This is a genomic window from Kitasatospora sp. NPDC033851 (genome assembly GCF_055576085.1).
Genome location: NZ_JBVIRL010000009.1, coordinates 1 through 16,721 on the forward strand (window position 1 = coordinate 1; position 16,721 = coordinate 16,721).

Here is a 16,721-nt window from a genome sequence, read left to right on the forward strand (position 1 = left end):
CCCGGCACCGATCACCGCACCCACCGCGGCAGACCTCGCCGACCTCGTCGGGCGAACCCACACCAAGAACGCCAAGTAATTAATCGGCGGCTCCCTGGGTCCGAGCGCGGGGTGCCTTCCCTGCTCCCTCACTTCGACAGGGCCGCGCGGAGGAACCGGAGGATCTCCGCCTGGGCGGCCTCGGCCTGAGGTTCGACGCCGGGCAGGGAGAGGAACGCGTGCTTCGCGCCCGGGTATTCGGAGAGCCGTAGGGGAGTCCCGGCCGCGCGCAGCCGCTCGGCGTAGCGGCGGCCGTGGTCGGCGAGGGCGTCCTGGGTGGGCAGCACCACGAGTGCCGGGGCGAGGCCGCTCAGGTCGTCCGCGTGCAGCGGCGAGAGTGCGCGGGCGTCGGTTCCCGGCGGGGCGGCGAGCCGCTGGAAGAGCCGCAGTAGCGGCAGGGCCCGGGTCGGGCTGTAGGCGTACTCGGCCATCGAGGCGTGGTCGAACATCGCCTCAGTCACGTCGCCTACGGGGTTGACCAGCACCTGCGCCGCGAGTTCCAGGCCGGCTTCCCGGGCGCGGATGGCCGTCAGGGCGCTGATCAGCGCGCCGCAGCTCTCGCCGAGGACGGCCGTGCGCGCCGGGTCGACGCCCCACTGCGCGGCGTGCCGCAGCACGTGGTCGAGCACGTCCCAGCCGTCGTCGGCGGCGTCCGTGAGCGGGCTGTCCGGGGCGAGGAGGCGGTGCTCGACGGAGACGACGAGCGCGGGCAGTCGGGTGGCGAGATGGCTGTTGGTCCAGTCGCACTGCGCCGCCGTGCCCACGAAGCCGCCTCCGTGGACATGGAGCACGAGTGGCAGGTCGGTTCGGGCGGCGGCTTCGCCGTCGCCCGGCGGCGCCGGCCGGTAGACCCGGACCGGGAGGTCGCGTCCGGGCAGCGCGATCCGTCGCCAGTCGATGGCGGCGGCGGGGTCCGGCTCTCCGAGGATCGCCCGCGCCGCGTTGGAGGCCCGGAAGCGGTTCTCCGCGTCGCGGTAGGCGAGTAGTTCCTCGGTCGTGATCGCCGAGAAGTCCGGCTCCGGCGGCCGCGCGGCGGTAGTGGTCTCGCTCATGTGTCCTTCTCCCCCTCTGAGTTGTCCTCATTATGCACGCACCGCGTGCAACGCCAAGTGCATAGACTAGGCTGAGTCCTGACGAGAGGGGCGAGATGACTGGCCGAAGGCGATGGTCGACCGAGGAGATCCTGGATACGGCGACGGAACTCCTGCGCACGGGCGACGCCGAGTCGTTCAGCGTGCGCAAGCTCGCCGCCGTGCTCGGGACCGACTCCTCCAGCCTCTACCGCCACTTCCGCAACAAGACCGAACTGCTGCGCGCGGTCGCCGACCGGATCCTGCTCGCCGCCATGGACGGCCACCGCCCCGAGGGCGACTGGAAGCAGCGCATCACCGCCCTTGGCCTGCGCCTGCGCGAGGCCTTCGGCGAGCAACCCCAACTCGCCACGGTCTGGGGACGCTACGGGTCCGGCGGCACCGGATCCCGGCTGGTCATGGAAGAACTGCTGCAGGCCCTGCGCACGTCCGGCCTGCCCGACCAGGAGATCCCGGCGCGCTACCACCGCATCGTGACCCTCCTCGCCGCGCTGATCTCCTCCGAGGCCGGCATCAGCACCATCACCCCCGAGGAGTACGAACAGGGCATGGAGCAGTTCCGCGTCGCGGTGCTCGGCGCCGACCCCGAACGCTTCCCCGCCCTGGCCCACTTCGCCCGCGACGTCCGCCCCCTCGGCGCGGACCGCCGCGCCGCGTTCGAGGAGATCCTCGCCGCCCAACTCGCCCACGTCGAGGCCCGGATCCCCTGACGTGCCGGATCACGAGTTCGGTGCGGTCGGAAGAGGAGGGCCGCCCCTTCCTCGGATCGCCAACGTACTCGGGCCGCCGACATACTCGGGCCGCCGAACTTACCCGGATCGCCGACGCGCGAGATGGACGATGATGTCGGCGGCGATCTCGACCGTCTCGGGCAGGACCCGCGTGATCGCGTCGTACGTCTGTTGCCGCCTCGATCGCGGCAGTTGGAGGTACGCCGAGACGGTCGACAGGTAGCCGACGTAGTCAGGAGCGCTCATCGTCAAGCGCCGATTGATGACGGCCTGCTGGACGTCGAGGAACAACGGAGACCGCTGCAGCTCCGTACCCGGCCACTGCATTTCCTCATCCGGAGCAGTCCCGTCGGGAGACGGAACCTCGTCGCTCTCCAGGAACGGCGCCCGTGCCGCACGCACAGACTCCTCGACAGCCGGATCGGCCGGCTGAACCGGGCCGCCGAACGAGGCAAACACACCGTCCGGTTCCAGTAGCGCGGCCACTCTTGGCCACCGGCCCTCCGGGCGTGTCCAATGCAGGGCTGCCGCCGCATAGACCAACCCATGGGTTTCGCCCGGCCGCAGGTCCTCCAACGCGGCCCGCACGGTCGTCACGTTCGCGGGCACGGCCTTGTTCAGCTCGGCGAGCATGGCGGCGTCGGGCTCCGTCGCCGTGACCGTGACCCCATGCTCGGTGAACAGGCGGGTTGCCTTGCCTGTCCCCGCACCGATCTCCAGGGCGGTCCGAACCGGCCGGCCCGCGTACGCCATCACCACGTCGAAGAGCTCTGCGGGATACCCCGGCCGGAACCTTTCGTAGGCTTCCGCGATTGCGCCGAAGCTCAGTGCACGAGCAGACATGCCGAGCATCCTGGCACGACCGGGGCAGAGAGCGTCTGGCAGTACTCCGTGGTTTCGACGGCGGCAAACTGATCAACGGCCGCGAACGGCACAGCGTGGTCGACACGCTCGGCCTGCTGCCCGTGACCCGCCGGCCCGTTCAGGCGCGGGCGGTTGTCAGCGGCGCGGGCCCTGGGTCGGCGGAGCCGGTCAGGGCCCGCCGAGTCGCCAGGGCCAGCAGCACCAGGCCGATCGAGGCGGCCAGGGCGAGGGCTCGTTCCGCGTAGCCGGCGCCGTCGTGTCCGTGCAGTCCGATGAAGGCGATCACCCCGATGAACATCACCGAGCTGAAGGCCAGCGCGAAGCCGGAGTACCCCTGCCAGGCCGGGACGGCGCGGAACCGGGCGGCCAGGACGGACGGCGTGATCACCATGACCGGGAAGCTGAGGAACGAGATCGCCAGGTGCCCGGTCGCGTGCCAGGAGGCCGAACCGAGGCTCTGTACGCACCCGGGATCGGCCGCCCGGCAGTCCAGCCGGAAGAACAGGTCCCAGACGTTGTCCAGCCCCAGCGGGGTGGCGGCCACCAACCACGCGGCCACCGGCCGCCTCCCGCCGCCGGAGGCCAGCGCCGGGCCCAGCGCGAACAGGGCGAACGCGATGGTCAGCAGGCCCGCGACGCCCTGCGCCGTGAGCACGAACCAGGGATGACTGGCCGTCAGCGCACCCAGGTCACTGATGCCCTCCGCAGACACCCGGTAGTGCCGGCCTTCCGCGAGACTGCCCACCAACCACGAGACGGTGAAAAGGAGTTGGGCGACGATGGCACCCCAGACCAGTGCCCCGCGCGTCCTGCTCATCCGCCGGCCCCCTACCGTCGATGTCAACCACTGCGCTACTCGTACGGTTGTGTCAGTTCGGGGCGTCCCTCGCGCCGCCGACGACGACAGACTCGGCGAGAACACGGGCCACGAGCCGCAGCCCACCGGGTCCGCACCCCGGACACGTCCTACGGGTTCGGGTTCTACAGGTAGTGCCCCTGGTTCGCCGCTTCCATCCCCGGCGCCACGGGCGCGGCGAGTTCGGCGAGTTCGTGGGCCCCGGAGACAGCGGACGCCGGCACCTCCCGCTCGGCAGCGTGCGACGGCGTCGCGAGGCCGAACGAGGCACCCGCCACGACGACACTCGTGACAGCCAGCCTCGCGAACCCGCCAGTCACATCCGGCATGTGCTACCTCCCCGTTCATCACCCGCCCTGGTAGCGGAAGTTGACGCGCCCAGGTAACCACCGCCGGACACGGGACACAACCCTCCCGACCGCACCGCCCGGGGGGACGGGCCCCGGCCGCCCCGTGATCGACTTCGACGGCGGGCTGCTGACCTGCTAATATTCTTCTCGTCGCGAGGGAGATGATTCCTCGCCAGGCGTCAGCGGTGCTACCAGAGCACGCCCTACTTTCAGTAGGGAGAGTCCGTGCAACCCGGGCCTGGCGCTCCACTGTCGGACGAGGTCCGGTACCCACACGGGTACCGGACCTCGCTCGCGTTCACAAGCCGTTCACGGGCCGGACGAAACGGATGTGCCACCTTCGCGCGTTGGGTCGGCACGGTGATGATGGCAGGTCCGCTCTTCACGGCAGTGCTGGTAATCGCGCCCTTCACGCCGGCCTCGGAGTTGCACGCCTTCCTCCATGCCAACAAGCGCGTGCAAATCGAGCAACGGCGGCTGACGGCGACGCGCCGGATGGCCCCGTGACCGACCTCGGCTCCCACCACGCCCGCGGTGCCCACCACCCCCGCAGCGCATGACGACGGACTCCGACGTGGTGCGGTGGGGGCGCGACACGTGCTCGTGTCGTTCACGAGGCTCTCCGCCTCAAGGAGCGCAGTCTGCCGGCGGGAACGCCGGGGCCGTCAGCGGGTGACGGTCACCACCAGCGCGCTGAGCGGCCCCTCGACCGGGCCGGTGCCGAAGCGGTCGGCGATCGCCGCCGTGACCGTCCGGGTCACCTCGTCCAGGCTGTGCCCGCCCCGGGCCTCGATCTCGCCGCGCAGCGGGGTGCCCTGGCACAGGGCCGTCGCCACGTCCTTCGCCGAGTCGGCGCGGCCCCGTTCGGTGACGGTCTCGATCTGCGGGACGCTGGTGAAGCCGCCGTCCGCCAGGTCCCGCGCGATCGCGGATGCGTCGTGGTATCCGTACGGGATGCGGCTCAGGAAGTCCGGCGGGTCGGCGGGGAAGAGCTCGGCGGCGGTCGCCTCGGTCACCGCGAGGAAGTCGTTCGCCGCGATGTCGTTCCACACGCTGAACGACAGGACACCGCCGGGCCGCAGCACCCGGACGGCCTCGCCGAAGGCGCGCGGGCGGTCGGGGAAGAACATGGCCCCGAACTGGCAGACCACGGCGTCGCAGGAGCCGTCCGGGAACGGCAGTGCCATGGCGTCCGCCGCGGCCCAGCGCACCGGGCGGGCGAGCGGCACGGCCTGCGCGCGGTCGAGCATCGGCCGGCTGAGGTCGGTCGCGGTGATCGAGGTGTCCCTCGGCAGGACGGCGGCCAGCTCGCGGGTGAGCGCGCCGGTGCCGGCGGCGGTCTCGAGCACGTCCCGGGGGTGGCGCTGCGCCAGGCGCCGTGCCAGGTCGCGGGCGTAGGGGCGGAAGAGCAGCGGCACGAGGTACCGCTCGTAGACGTCGGGGACCGCGCCCTCGAAGGCCATGCCATCGCACCTTCCGTCGCATGCGGCGGGACCGGTGGCCCACCGCCGGGCCCGTGCGCGGCACCCGGTGGTGCGAGTCTGGCACGCCCGGCGCGCCCGTCCCGGCCACGGCACACCGGCGGTGCCGGCCGCCGGGCCGCCGGGCCGCCGGGGCGGCCTGCTGCACGACGCCTCCCCCGCCACGGTCCCGGTGAAAAGCCTTGAGGGCGTCTCCCGTGCTCTCTAGGATCGTGGGGCGGGGGCACCCCGGCGGGGTGGGACGAGCGCGGTGGGACGAGCGTGGGGGGTGGCAGTGACGGCTACTCAGCGATCACTGATCGTCGACGGCACCCTGAAGTTCTTCGCCTTCGTGTTCGGTTCGGGGGCGTTCGTCTTCAGTACCCTGGCCGGCTCCAACACCAACCGTCAGCTGGAGTTCATCCTCTACGGCATCGCCACGACCGCGCTGACTCTGCTGGTCGGATCGGTGGAGGCCAGGCGGGCGCGCACGGTGCACGGACAGATCGAGGCGCTGGCGCGGGAGACGTCCCGCGGTCTGAACGAGTTGGTGACGGCGGTCGCCCCGGGCACCACGTTCACCGCCAACATCAGCGGCCTCCTGGCCGCTTCGGAGGATCCGAGCGCCGAGCGCGGGCGACTCGACCAGGCTGTCGCAGCGGCCGCCGCCAGGATCCACCACTCCTGTCGAGGCGTCTACTACTCGTGGAATCCGGTGACCACGACCTTCACCTGCCGCGGACGCTCCCTCGACTCGGCCTCGCCGGTGGAACGGATCGGTCCCGGTGACTTCGGGATCGGCGCCCTGCGCAAGGTCGTCGCCACCGGTCGGGTGTTCCGCCGGACCGCCACGAAGTCCTACTTCCGGGGCAACGTCCCCGGAACCCCCGCGGACGACGCAGTGGTGATCGTCCGGGTGCAGGCAGGGACCGTACCGCTCGGCGTGCTCGCGGTGGACGCGAAGACGGACTCCTGGAGCGATGTCTTCCACGACCCCGACCGGCAGGAGTTCAGCGACCAGAACGTACGGCAGCTGCTGATGCTGGCCGATCTGCTCGCCGGCGGGCTGGCCGGCTGAACCCGACACCGCAACGGGCCGGGCGCAGCGCCCCCAGGAGGAGGAGCGAATGAGCAGCGGGTACAACGCGGCACCCGACGGCCCGCGGCGCCGCGGCTTCCGCAGGCGGGCGGTCCGGGCGGAACGGGGCTGGGAGGAGGGCGACATCGAACCCTACTTCTTCGACCCCGGCGAGTTCACCGGCGGCGCCGAGGGCGACGCCGCTGCGCAGATCGAGGAGATCCACCGCAGCTCGCCCGGCAGCCGGCTGGGGCTCTCGTACGCCATCCTCGGCTCGGCCGCCCTCGGCCTGTTGCTCTGGTTGTACTCCCGTACCGTGTGGGCCTTCGCACCTGCCGGGTTGGCCGTCCTGGCTGTCGTCGTGCTGGTCTGGTTCGAGGTGACGGACCGGGCCGAACGGTCCCGGCGCCGGATCGCGCGGACGGGCCGCACCGGATGGGAGTCGGCTCCGGGCGAGGGCGAGTTCCGGGAGCGGTGAGGCCCACGGACCCCGACCCCGCCCAACAGTGGCCCGGTGCCTAGCTGCTGTAGACGCCGACCTCGTGCAGCGAGTAGCCCCACTGGGTGCCGCGCTGCACCCCGTGGATGCGGACGTGGCGGGCCGGGACGCCGGCGAACCGTGCGGTGTCCAGGCCGCCGTCGCCGGTGGTGGTGGACCACACCGGCTGCCAGTTGCTTCCGTCGGTGGAGACCTCGATCCGGTACGCCCGCGCGTAGGCGCGTTCCCAGTCCAGCGTGACGCGCCCGACGAGGTTGGTGGACCCGAGGTCGACCTGGAGCCACTGGTCGTCGCTCCACTCGCTGGCCCAGCGGGTACCCGGGTCGCCGTCCACCGCCCGGCCGGGCGCGTAGCTGACGAACGGGTTCCACCACTCGGTGGTGCTGGCCGTGGCCGGGCGGCCCGCGGCCAGGTTCACCGTGGCCCGGTGCCGCTCCGAGGCCCCCCAGGTGGTGAGGTAGGACTCGGCTCCGTGGAAGAGGTCGTCCACCACGCCCTGGCCGCCGACCTGCCGGATGTCCTCCAACCAGTCCGGTACCAGGCCGTAGTGCGCGGCGCCGTCCGTGTTGATGTCCCAGGTGCGCGCGCCGGTGGTCTGGCGGTCGATGAGGGACCCGCCGTCCGCGCTGCGGAACGGGTAGCGCACCGGGTTCGCGGTGTCCGCCCCGCGCGGGCCGGGCCAGCCGCCGACGCCGTTCATGTCGGTGCCGTAGCCGTACCCCACGTGGTACTTGGCGCGCAGCGCGTCGGTGCGCTTGGCCTCCGCGCTGAACGCCTCGGCGCCGTTCATGTACTGGGCGACGAAGCCGCCGAGCTGGTAGACCCGCTCGATCCAGTCGAGGTCCATCCAGCTGTGCGAGGAGAGCACGCCCGGGTAGGACTCGGACTCCAGGATGTCGAAGGACCGCCCGGCCGCTTTGACGCTCATGTGGTCGACCTCGAGCATCATCTTGCGTTTCATCAGCCCGCGCACCGCGTACTCGCCGAGGTCGGTCAGTCCGCGGCTGTTGCACTGCGCGTCGCCGGCGTAGGCCGGCACCGCCACCCCCGCCGGGAGCTGCTTCTGCGCCTCGGGCGCCGGGGCGAGGCCGATCGGGTTGTCGTGCTGCGGCCCGGCGCACTTCTCGGTCTTCCAGAAGGTGCCGGTCGAGAGGAACTGGCCGACGTTGATGGCCGTCCCGAGCGCGCCCTCGTCGAAACGCACCCCGCAGAGCGCGTTGTCGAACTTGTGGCAGAGGAACATGCTGCGCACGCCCAGCCCGTACAGCTCGTCCAGGCCGCGGTCGATGTCGGCCTTTCCGCACTGGGCGACGTCGAGGATCTGCTTGCAGCCGAACGGCTCGGAGGTCTCCACACCGAGGACGACGGCCAGCTTGCCCTGCTCGATCACCTCGCGGGCCTGCGTGCTGTCGGTGACGATCCGGAACCAGCCCTTGCCCGGCCCGCCGTACATCGTGTCGACGTACGCCTGCAGCTCGTACGTCTTCTGCGCCTGGAGCCGGATGGAGGTCATCTCGTCGCAGCTGCGGTCCTTGAAGAAGTAGACCGAGCAGATCACCCCGTTGGTGACCAGGTCGTTGACGAGGACCCGCTGGCCGCCGCGCCAGGCGCGTTCGATCCAGGCGTAGTAGTTCTGCTGGTGGGTCAGCGAGTCGTGGGCCGGCCAGTCCTTGAAGGTCGGCCAGCCGACCGGGTCGTGCTTGCCGTCGCCGCCCTTGGTGACGAAGTCGAAGATGGCGAGCGAGCCGTCGGGGTAGTGCTCGGGGCAGTCCTTCAGCGCGTCCGCGATCCCGGCTGCGGAGAAGGACTTGCCGCAGATGAGTCGGCCGCCGAAGGCCTCGTTGGCCATGATGTGGTCGTGCGCGTCGACGAAGCCCCGGACCTTGCCCTGGGCGTCGGTCCCGCGGAACGGCTCGCCCGTGACGTCGATCTGCGAGTCGGGCACGGGCCGTGCGGTCGGGGTCCACCAGCCCGTCCCACCCGTCCCGTCGGTCTCGCCGGTCCCGGCGCCCCCACCCGGCGCCGCGGGCGCCGGAGCGGCGAGCACCATGGCGGCCAATGTGAGGAGTGCGGCCAGAAGTGCGACGAATCCGCGCCTGCTGCTGCGGAGTTGGTGCATGGTCACCACCCGGGTCCGAGGTGAGGGGGTGGCGCGGCCGGGCACCGGGCACCGTCCGGGACGCGCGGACCGACCCGTCCGGGCCGGTTGTCATGGACCGCGCACTCGGTGTGACGAGGATCGCCGTTGTTGGACTGGGAGTCAATAGCCGTGCGTGGGCCGGGCGTCGGCCCTCCGTGGCGAGGGATGCGGGTGCGGGGCTTCGCAAAAGGAGTTTGAGGCCGCCGGCACGCGTGCTGTACTGGGCACATGGGGGTTGACGACGGGCGGATGCGGCTGCAACTGACGAGCCATCCGATTGCCGGTCCAGGATCAGGCCTCGGACCCGGCCTCGGATCGGGACCAGGATCCGGCCTCGGATCGGGGCGCGGCCGGATCCTGAGCACCGGTCCCATGCTCCGCAACACGTTCGTCCTCCCGCCCGACAGCCAGGTAGGCTATCTGTACGCGAACCGCGCCGATCTCCTCCGCCTCGGCGCCCTGTTCCGCGTCGCCGCGACGAGCCCGCACAGCGCGATCCACATCCCGGTCCCGCCGGCCGACCGACTGGTGACCTCCCTCGGCGGCGGCGACGCCCGGCCGCGGCCCGTGCTCCTGGCCCGTGAGGACACGGGACTGCGGCCTTCCGACTGGCCGGGTCTGCGGCACGGGATGCGCCGCGCCTCGGCGCCCTTGACGGTGACCGCCCCGGCGGCACGGTCGCACGATCGGCCCGACGACGTCCGTCGCCGAGCCGATCGCCACCCCGCCCGCTTCGCCGAGCACGCCGCGACGATCATCATCACCGCCCGCGCCGAACTCCTGTTCTGGATCGGCGACTGGCTCACCGCCGTCGGCGACCAAGTCGCCCAGGACAGCCACGTCCATCGGCACGGCGAGAGCTTCCTCGGCGACATGGTCGGATTCTTCGACCCCCATGGCACGAACCGGCCCATGCACGCGTTCTGCGTCGTCGCCGTCGAACCGATCTTCCACAAGGCCCGCTGGCGCAAGCAGCGAACGCCCGTCGGCTGACCCGGGACGACGAAGGGCGGATCCCGGGAGAGCGGCCGGGGCGCGTCGGTTGCACCGTCACCGCGACCGCAGGTCCAGGACGAGGTCGCGCGGCAGGCCGTGGGTGTCGTGGAGGTAGTGGAGGTCGTCCTCGGTCAGCGGGCCGCGGAAGCGGGGGCGGGAGAGCACCCGGCGGCCGCGTTCCAGGAGGCGGTCGAACCGGAGTTCCTCGTCGAGCAGCACCCGGCGCACGGACTCCGGGTCCACGTCCTGGCGGAAGCGGTCCAGGGTGTGCCGGACCAACTCGAGCGGCAGGTCGCCGAGTCCGCGCCGCGGGTCGTCCCGGCGGAGCACCGTGAGCACCCGGCGTACCAGGCGGCGCAGCACGTAGCCGCGGCCGGTGTTGGACGGGCGGACGCCGTCGCCGATGACGACGATGCCCGAGCGCAGGTGGTCGCAGACCAGCCGCAGTGACGGTTCGTCCAGCTGCCACAGGGGCGGGACGAGGCGGCGCCAGGGGTCGAAGACGTCGCACTCGAAGACCGACGTCCGGCCCTGCAGCAGCGAGGAGAGCCGTTCCAGGCCGAGTCCGGTGTCGACGTTGCGTTGGGGCAGCGGGACGAGTGTGCCGTCGTCGAGGCGCCGGTGGCGCATCATCACGTGGTTCCACACCTCCACCCAGCGGTCGTCCCGGGTGGGTGTCGACTGCGGCGGGGTGTCGCCGGTCCACAGGAAGATCTCCGAGTCCGGGCCGCACGGGCCGGTCGGCCCGTTGGACCACCAGTTGTCCTCGACGGTGAGTTCGACCGGCACGCCGCGGTCCTGCCACAGCTCCAGCGAGCCGGTGTCCGGGCCGACCCGGTCGTCGCCGCCGAAGACGGTGACATGGAGCCGGCCGGGGTCGATGCCGAGCCCGTCGGTGAGCAGCCCGTAGCCCCAGTCGAGGCTCTGCGGGCCCTCGTAGTCGCCGAGGGACCAGGTGCCGAGCATCTCGAAGACGGTCAGGTGGGTGCGGTCGCCGACCTCGTCGAGGTCCGTGGTGCGCAGGCAGCGCTGGACGTTGACCAGCCGCCTGCCGAGCGGGTGCGGGCGCCCCTCCAGGTAGGGCGTGAGGGGGTGCATGCCGGAGGTGGTGAACAGCACCGGGTCTCCGGGCGGGGGCAGCAGGGTCGAGCCGGTGATCCGGCGGTGGCCGCGCTCCTCGAAGTACTCGATGAAGGTGCGGACGAGCTGGTCGGTGTTCACGGGGTGGCTCCTTGGCGTGAGTCGCGTGAGTCGCGTGAGTCGTGTGTGTCAGGGGACGACGCACCGGACAACAGGTCCACGCGATCATCGGAACCGAGGAGGAAACACCTCGAAGCCACCACCGGCGGACCGTTTCCGGTCGCCGTGGGGAGGGGTACGTCAGGCGGCGGCAACCGGCGAGCTGGTCGCTCGCGCGGTGGCGGTGATCGGGCCGGTGACGTTCATGGCAGCGAGGGTAACGCGGCCGGCGCCCCGGGGCACCCGATTTTCCGCCCGGACGGCCCGACGGGCTGCCCGAGCGGGTTCCGTGGGCCGTTCGCGGCAATGTGGCCCGCGCCCGCTTGCGCCTTCCGCCGGGCCACCCGCACCCCGCTGGACAATCGGCCCGGTCGAGGCACGGAACGTGTCCGAGCGGCATCGAGGGGATCAACCGATGGAAAGAACCGGACACCCGGGTCGTAGGACGCTGATTGCCGGCGGCCTCGCGGGCGCCGCGGCCGCGCTCACGGGGTGCGCGGCGACGAGGGCGGCCTCGTCCTCGACCAGTGCTTCGCCGCAGGCACGGCCCACCACGCCCGCCGCGGCGTTCACGAGGCTGATGGACGGCAACAAGCGCTGGGTGAGCGGAGACCTCCACCACCCCGACCGGGATCCGAACCGGCGTCAGTTCGTCGCCCAGGAACAGGAGCCCTTCGGGGCGATCCTCTCGTGCATCGACTCGCGGGTGCCGCCCGAGCTCCTCTTCGACACCGGCCTGGGCGACCTCTACGTGATGCGCACGGGCGGGGAAGCGGTCGGCCCGGTGGTCACCGGATCCGTCGAGTACGGGCCCATGACGAGTGCCACCCCCCTCGTCGTGGTCCTCGGTCATCAGCGCTGCGGCGCCGTCAAGGCGGCGTACGAGTCCCTCCGTGACAACAAACCGCTGCCCGGCAACCTGCAGGCGATCGTCAAGGCCCTGCAGCCGGCGTACGAACAGGCGGCCCGGGAAGGCGGCGCCGACCCGGTCGAGACCATGGCCCGCGCCCAGGTCACGCTGACCGCGGCCGATCTGCGTTCCAACCAGGACCTGGCCCCACTCGTGGAGAAGGGCTCCCTCGCCGTGGTCGGCGCCTACTACTCGCTCGACACGGGCGCGGTGGAAGTCCTGTCCGGCACGCCCTGACCCGCCGGACGAGCCGTACGCGCCGGGGCGCCGTCCCCGCGGCCGGGGCGGCGTGGTGTCGTGCGGATGACGCAACGTCGGTGCGCGCGGCCTGTCGGGCGCAGCGTCATTTGACTGTTCCGCCGGCCTCCTCCCGGGCCCAGAGTGAGGTCCGGGGCGACGCCCGCCCGGAACGGGGGCGGAGCCGACGAGCAGGCGACGAGCCGACCGACAGGAAGAGTGCCCGCATGGCCAGGTCCGACATCAGTTTCGACAGCGCCGGCATCGAGATCGCCGCGCACCTGTACATCCCCGACGATCCGGCGCCCCGCCCGCTTGCGGCGCTGGTGGTCGGCCACCCGGGCACGGGGGTGAAGGAACAGACCTCCGGCGCGTACGCGCGGCGGATGGCCGAGCGCGGGTTCGTCACCCTCGCCTTCGACGCGGCCCACCAGGGCGAGTCGGGGGGTCTGCCTCGAGGGCTGGAGGACCCGGCCCAGCGTGTGGAGGACTTCAAGGCCGCGGTGTCGTACCTGGTCACCCGTGAGGAGGTCGCCGAAGGGCGGATCGGCCTGCTCGGCATCTGCGCGTCCGGCGGCTACTCGCTGGCCGCCACCGGCGGTGACCGCCGGGTCCGGGCGGTGGCCGCCGTGTGCACCGCCGATCCCTCCCGCCAGTTCCGGCTGGGGGCCGACGGCGGCCAGGACCCGGCGGTCTTCCGGGCCCTGCTGGACGCGGCCGCCCGGGCCCGCACCGCCGCTGCCCGCGGCCAGGACCCCGGCGTGATGACGATGTTCCCGCAGACGGCCGAGCAGGCGGGCGCGCTCGGCGGCGAGCACGGCGCCGAGGGCTTCGAGTACTACTGCACTTCGCGCGGCGAGCACGAGCGGTCCGCGAAGTTCCTGGCCTGGGAGAGCATCGACAGGCTGGCCTGTTACGACCCGTTCTTCGCCGTCCCGCTGATCGGCCCCCGCCCGATGCTGCAGATCGTCGGCGAGCGTGCCGTCACCTCCTGGATGGCTGTCGAGGCGCACCAACGGGCCACCGGACCCAAGGAGTTGTACCGGATCGAGGGCGCGAGCCACGTCGACCTCTACGACCGGGAGGAGTACATCGACCCGACCGTCGACAAGCTGGCCGAGTTCTTCACGGTCCACCTGGGTGCCGAAAGCTGACCGCGGGCGGCGGCGGGCGGCGGGGGCGGCACGGGGTCGTCGCGAAGGGGCCGGCGTACGAGCTGCCGGCCCCGCTCGCGCTGCTCGCCCGCAGTTCGCCCCTCCCCCTCGCCGCCGCCTCACGGTGTCGGCCGTGGCGCGGACCTACTGGGCGGCGACCCAGCCCGGGAGGGTCGGCAGCACCGTTTCGGCGACCCGGCGCAGAGCGGCGTCGTCGGGGGCCTGGCCGTCCTGCCGGAAGACGGTGAACTCGTAGGCCCGGCCGCCGGGGTCCTTGGGATCCCACGCGACGACGATGTTCCGCGTGACGGGGCCGTCCCCGCCGGACTTCCCGTTCGAGGGGAAGAGTTTCAGCGCGTGACCGGAGTAGGTCACCGCGGGGTGACCGAGAACGGTGGCCCGCTCGGCGTGGAACTGCTGGGTGTCGGCCATCGACCAGACCGAGGTCTGACTGTCCGAGACGCCGACGACACTGCGCTGCAGGCGCACCTCCGCCATCGCCACCCCGTTGGCGAAGGTCCCGGGCTGCGCGGTCGAGACGTGGTCGTCCGGCGTGCCGAGCAGGGTCGGCAGATCAGGGCGGTTGAGCGCGGCGCACAGCGCCTGGTACGCCGCCGCGGGGTCGTTGGGTCCGGGCCCGCTGCATGTCGCCGGCGTGCGGTTCTCCTTGAGGACGCCCAGCCCCCACAGGGCGGCCAGGGTGCCGAAGGCCAGCACCGACGCAACCGCCGCGACCACCACGACGCGGTTCGTTCTGTCGTGGTCCTTGCCGGTTTCCATCTTGGGATCCCCCTCCCCGGAACGCTCGTCCTCGGCCACTCGGGGAGCCGTGAGCGGAGACGATCTTACGGTGCCGCGCTAGCGCCACGACCACGAGGTCCGCCGACACCCGACCCCCTGACCTGCGCGGTCATGGGTTCCCTGCCTCCGCCACCGGAACCGGGGACAGTGCGGCCGGGGACGGTGGAGTCGGGGGCGGTGGGGCCGGGGCGGTGCGGCCGGGGCGGTGGGGCCTGGGCGGTGGGGCCTGGGCGGTGGAGTCCGCTCAGGGGGTCGTCGCGGGGACGAGGTGGTCGAGCCCCTGCGCGCTGGCCGTCGCGGCTTCGATCGAGCGCGGCAGCATGACGCTCTCGTAGGCGCGGACGGCGTCGTCGACGCCGGCTTCGGTCACGAGGGCGTGGGCGAGGTCGGAGCCGTCGAGCATGGCGAGGTTGGCGCCCAGCCCGACCGGGGGCATCAGGTGTGCGGCGTCGCCGAGCAGCGTGACGCCGGGAACGTGCTCCCAGGTGTGCGAGGCGGGCAGGACGAACAGGGGCCGGTTGACGTATCCGTTGTCGCTGTCGCGCAGGAGGTAGCGCAGGCTCTCGTCCCAGCCGTCGAACATCCCCAGCAGGTGGGTGCGTACGGCCTGCCGGTCGCCGAGGTCGACACCGGCGGCCGCGTGCCAGTCCTGCGGCGCGCGCAGCGCGATGTAGGCGCGGATGTGGCCGTTGCTGTTGCGCTGGGCGACCAGGGTCCGGCCGGTTCCCTTGGCCAGCATCGATCCGTTGCCGACCAGCCGCGCGAGGTCGCGGTGGCGGGTGTCGCAGTGGTCGAATCCGGTCTCGACGAAGGTGACGCCGGTGTAGCCGGGTGCGGCGTGCGACAGGGCCGGGCGTACGCGCGACCAGGCGCCGTCGGCGCCGACCACCAGGTCGAAGTCCTCGGCGGTGCCGTCGGCGAGGAGCAGTCGGCAGGTGCCGTCCGGCAGCGGGGTGACCCCACGGACGGCGCGGTCCCACCGCACGGTGCCCTCGGTGATCGAGTCCAGGAGCAGACCGCGCAGTTGGCCCCGGTCGATCTCGGGGCGGCCGCCGTCGGCGGAGGGCCCCTGCTGCGCGATGAGGGCGCCGGTGGCGAAGTCGAGGACGCGCCACTCGTCTCCCTCGGGGCGGGCAAGGGCGTGGAACCGGTCGAGAAGTCCCGCCGAGCGCAGGGCGGCCTGGCCGGTGTCGGGGTGCATGTCGAGGGTGCCGCCCTGGGGGCGGGCGTCGGCGGATGCCTCGCGTTCGAAGACGGTGACGGAGCGGCCGTGCTGCTGGAGGACTCGGGCGCAGGTGAGGCCGCCGAGGCCGGCGCCGACGATCGCGATGCGGGGGTCACGGGCAGAGTTCACGGGAGTGTCCTTCGGGAGGTGGATGAGTTGCCGGGAGCCCGGCACCACCAAGAAACCACACTCACTAAAAAAGCACAATGACTAAACTTTTGCAGTGGATGCACCATGGGGTACGGTGGGCGAGTGACCGAACCGACCGAACCGACCGGGCGCCGCGAGCGCAAGAAGGCCCAGACCCGCCAGTCCCTGGCCGACGCCGCACTCGAGCTTTTCCTCGAACACGGCTACGACCAGGTCGGCGTCAAGGACATCGCCGACGCCGCCGACGTCTCGGTGACCACCCTGTTCAAGCACTTCTCCGGCAAGGAAGCCCTGGTCTTCGACCAGGACGACGACCTGGAAGCATCCCTCGTCGCCGCCGTACGCGAACGCCCCCCGGGCCGGTCCATCCCGCAGGCGCTGCGCGAGCACCTCCTGCTGAAGCAGACCCAGCTCTCCATCCACGCCGCGGACCCGCGATTCGCCGACTTCACCCGCCTGGTGGAGGACACCCCCGCACTGCGCGACTACGCCCACCGCATGTGGACCCGCCACGAAGCCGCCCTGACCCGGGCCATCGCCGAGGCCGTGGGCGCACCCGAGGACGACGTCAGCTGCGCCGCCCTGGCCCGCTTCGCCCTCGAGGCCCGCGGCCTCATCCTGCGCCACGCCGAACCGCGCCGAGCCGCCGACGAAGCCTTCGCACTCCTCGAACACGGCTGGGCAGCCTCCCACCCGGGCAACTGACCCGCTCCGCGAAAAGCCCCGGCGGGCCCGGCTACGGCTACGGCTACGGCTACGGCTACGGCAATCGAAACCCGCCACTGACACCCGATCGGGGCCCGCAAGGCGGGGCCAACGTGCGCCGCCCGCTGCCGGTGTACCCTCACACTCAAGGTGAAACGGGGATCAGTCCCCGATTCGCGGCCAGGGGAGAGGAGTG

Annotated in this window: 16 protein-coding genes; 7 read left to right on the forward strand and 9 right to left on the reverse strand. The window is 72.1% G+C overall.

Going from position 1 to position 16,721, the window contains the following annotated elements; all coding sequences use genetic code 11:
* Positions 1–128: 128 nt before the first annotated feature.
* Positions 129–1,091 (reverse strand): alpha/beta hydrolase, encoded by a 963-nt coding sequence (locus ACZ51D_RS18805; RefSeq protein ID WP_465662886.1) that lies wholly within the window; start codon positions 1,089–1,091, stop codon positions 129–131.
* Positions 1,092–1,186: 95 nt separating this feature from the next.
* Here ACZ51D_RS18805 and ACZ51D_RS18810 point away from each other — a divergent pair, with 95 nt between their 5' ends.
* On the forward strand, positions 1,187–1,840 hold the full coding sequence (locus tag ACZ51D_RS18810; protein WP_465662888.1) for a TetR/AcrR family transcriptional regulator: 654 nt from the start codon (positions 1,187–1,189) through the stop codon (positions 1,838–1,840).
* A gap of 99 nt (positions 1,841–1,939) precedes the next feature.
* On the opposite strand, the gene ACZ51D_RS18815 is transcribed toward ACZ51D_RS18810, so the two are convergent.
* From ACZ51D_RS18815 to ACZ51D_RS18830, 4 genes are all read right to left on the reverse strand, one after another.
* Positions 1,940–2,704, reverse strand: coding sequence for a class I SAM-dependent methyltransferase (locus ACZ51D_RS18815; RefSeq protein ID WP_465625055.1), 765 nt, complete (start codon positions 2,702–2,704; stop codon positions 1,940–1,942).
* Between the two features lie 139 nt (positions 2,705–2,843).
* Positions 2,844–3,542, reverse strand: a complete 699-nt coding sequence (locus tag ACZ51D_RS18820; protein WP_465662890.1) for a DUF998 domain-containing protein — start codon at positions 3,540–3,542, stop codon at positions 2,844–2,846.
* A 164-nt stretch (positions 3,543–3,706) separates the two neighbouring features.
* A complete protein-coding gene (locus ACZ51D_RS18825) occupies positions 3,707–3,910 on the reverse strand; it encodes a hypothetical protein (protein WP_465662891.1) in 204 nt (67 codons plus the stop codon).
* Between the two features lie 686 nt (positions 3,911–4,596).
* Positions 4,597–5,394, reverse strand: a complete 798-nt coding sequence (locus tag ACZ51D_RS18830; protein ID WP_465662893.1) for a class I SAM-dependent methyltransferase — start codon at positions 5,392–5,394, stop codon at positions 4,597–4,599.
* Between the two features lie 292 nt (positions 5,395–5,686).
* Here ACZ51D_RS18830 and ACZ51D_RS18835 point away from each other — a divergent pair, with 292 nt between their 5' ends.
* Both ACZ51D_RS18835 and ACZ51D_RS18840 read left to right on the forward strand, forming a co-directional pair.
* Entirely contained in the window at positions 5,687–6,469 is a 783-nt protein-coding gene (locus tag ACZ51D_RS18835; RefSeq protein WP_465662895.1) for a hypothetical protein, read from the forward strand.
* Between the two features lie 49 nt (positions 6,470–6,518).
* Positions 6,519–6,947 carry a hypothetical protein gene (locus ACZ51D_RS18840; protein ID WP_465625045.1) on the forward strand — a complete coding sequence of 143 codons (429 nt, stop codon included), beginning with the start codon at positions 6,519–6,521 and terminating at the stop codon, positions 6,945–6,947.
* A gap of 40 nt (positions 6,948–6,987) precedes the next feature.
* Here ACZ51D_RS18840 and ACZ51D_RS18845 read toward each other — a convergent pair whose 3' ends face one another.
* Positions 6,988–9,087, reverse strand: coding sequence for a galactose-binding domain-containing protein (locus ACZ51D_RS18845; RefSeq protein WP_465662897.1), 2,100 nt, complete (start codon positions 9,085–9,087; stop codon positions 6,988–6,990).
* Positions 9,088–9,480: 393 nt separating this feature from the next.
* Here ACZ51D_RS18845 and ACZ51D_RS18850 point away from each other — a divergent pair, with 393 nt between their 5' ends.
* The gene (locus ACZ51D_RS18850; RefSeq protein ID WP_465625043.1) at positions 9,481–10,101 is read left to right on the forward strand and encodes a hypothetical protein; all 621 of its coding nucleotides are present in this window, start codon (positions 9,481–9,483) and stop codon (positions 10,099–10,101) included.
* 57 nt (positions 10,102–10,158) lie between these two features.
* Here the strand turns inward: ACZ51D_RS18850 and ACZ51D_RS18855 are convergent, their stop codons facing one another.
* On the reverse strand, positions 10,159–11,325 hold the full coding sequence (locus ACZ51D_RS18855; RefSeq protein WP_465625041.1) for an alanine--tRNA ligase-related protein: 1,167 nt from the start codon (positions 11,323–11,325) through the stop codon (positions 10,159–10,161).
* 598 nt (positions 11,326–11,923) lie between these two features.
* Here ACZ51D_RS18855 and ACZ51D_RS18860 point away from each other — a divergent pair.
* Both ACZ51D_RS18860 and ACZ51D_RS18865 read left to right on the forward strand, forming a co-directional pair.
* Positions 11,924–12,490, forward strand: a complete 567-nt coding sequence (locus ACZ51D_RS18860) for a carbonic anhydrase (RefSeq protein WP_465662899.1) — start codon at positions 11,924–11,926, stop codon at positions 12,488–12,490.
* A gap of 227 nt (positions 12,491–12,717) precedes the next feature.
* Positions 12,718–13,644, forward strand: a complete 927-nt coding sequence (locus ACZ51D_RS18865) for an alpha/beta hydrolase (RefSeq protein ID WP_360504756.1) — start codon at positions 12,718–12,720, stop codon at positions 13,642–13,644.
* A 144-nt stretch (positions 13,645–13,788) separates the two neighbouring features.
* On the opposite strand, the gene ACZ51D_RS18870 is transcribed toward ACZ51D_RS18865, so the two are convergent.
* The gene (locus ACZ51D_RS18870) at positions 13,789–14,424 is read right to left on the reverse strand and encodes a DUF6215 domain-containing protein (RefSeq protein ID WP_465662901.1); all 636 of its coding nucleotides are present in this window, start codon (positions 14,422–14,424) and stop codon (positions 13,789–13,791) included.
* A 265-nt stretch (positions 14,425–14,689) separates the two neighbouring features.
* Complete coding sequence (locus ACZ51D_RS18875; RefSeq protein ID WP_465662903.1) at positions 14,690–15,799, reverse strand: FAD-dependent oxidoreductase; 1,110 nt, start codon at positions 15,797–15,799, stop codon at positions 14,690–14,692.
* 123 nt (positions 15,800–15,922) lie between these two features.
* Between ACZ51D_RS18875 and ACZ51D_RS18880 the strand changes: the two genes are divergently transcribed.
* Positions 15,923–16,525: a TetR/AcrR family transcriptional regulator gene (locus ACZ51D_RS18880; protein WP_465662905.1), complete on the forward strand. Its 603-nt coding sequence runs from the start codon at positions 15,923–15,925 to the stop codon at positions 16,523–16,525.
* The last annotated feature ends 196 nt before the right edge of the window (positions 16,526–16,721 follow it).

Coding starts and splice junctions, on each gene's coding strand:
- ACZ51D_RS18805 (WP_465662886.1), bottom strand. CDS start 1,091: ATGAGCGAGACCACTACCGCCGCGCGGCCGCCGGAGCCGGACTTCTCG.
- ACZ51D_RS18810 (WP_465662888.1), top strand. CDS start 1,187: ATGACTGGCCGAAGGCGATGGTCGACCGAGGAGATCCTGGATACGGCG.
- ACZ51D_RS18815 (WP_465625055.1), bottom strand. CDS start 2,704: ATGTCTGCTCGTGCACTGAGCTTCGGCGCAATCGCGGAAGCCTACGAA.
- ACZ51D_RS18820 (WP_465662890.1), bottom strand. CDS start 3,542: ATGAGCAGGACGCGCGGGGCACTGGTCTGGGGTGCCATCGTCGCCCAA.
- ACZ51D_RS18825 (WP_465662891.1), bottom strand. CDS start 3,910: ATGCCGGATGTGACTGGCGGGTTCGCGAGGCTGGCTGTCACGAGTGTC.
- ACZ51D_RS18830 (WP_465662893.1), bottom strand. CDS start 5,394: ATGGCCTTCGAGGGCGCGGTCCCCGACGTCTACGAGCGGTACCTCGTG.
- ACZ51D_RS18840 (WP_465625045.1), top strand. CDS start 6,519: ATGAGCAGCGGGTACAACGCGGCACCCGACGGCCCGCGGCGCCGCGGC.
- ACZ51D_RS18845 (WP_465662897.1), bottom strand. CDS start 9,087: ATGCACCAACTCCGCAGCAGCAGGCGCGGATTCGTCGCACTTCTGGCC.
- ACZ51D_RS18850 (WP_465625043.1), top strand. CDS start 9,481: ATGCTCCGCAACACGTTCGTCCTCCCGCCCGACAGCCAGGTAGGCTAT.
- ACZ51D_RS18860 (WP_465662899.1), top strand. CDS start 11,924: ATGGACGGCAACAAGCGCTGGGTGAGCGGAGACCTCCACCACCCCGAC.
- ACZ51D_RS18865 (WP_360504756.1), top strand. CDS start 12,718: ATGGCCAGGTCCGACATCAGTTTCGACAGCGCCGGCATCGAGATCGCC.
- ACZ51D_RS18870 (WP_465662901.1), bottom strand. CDS start 14,424: ATGGAAACCGGCAAGGACCACGACAGAACGAACCGCGTCGTGGTGGTC.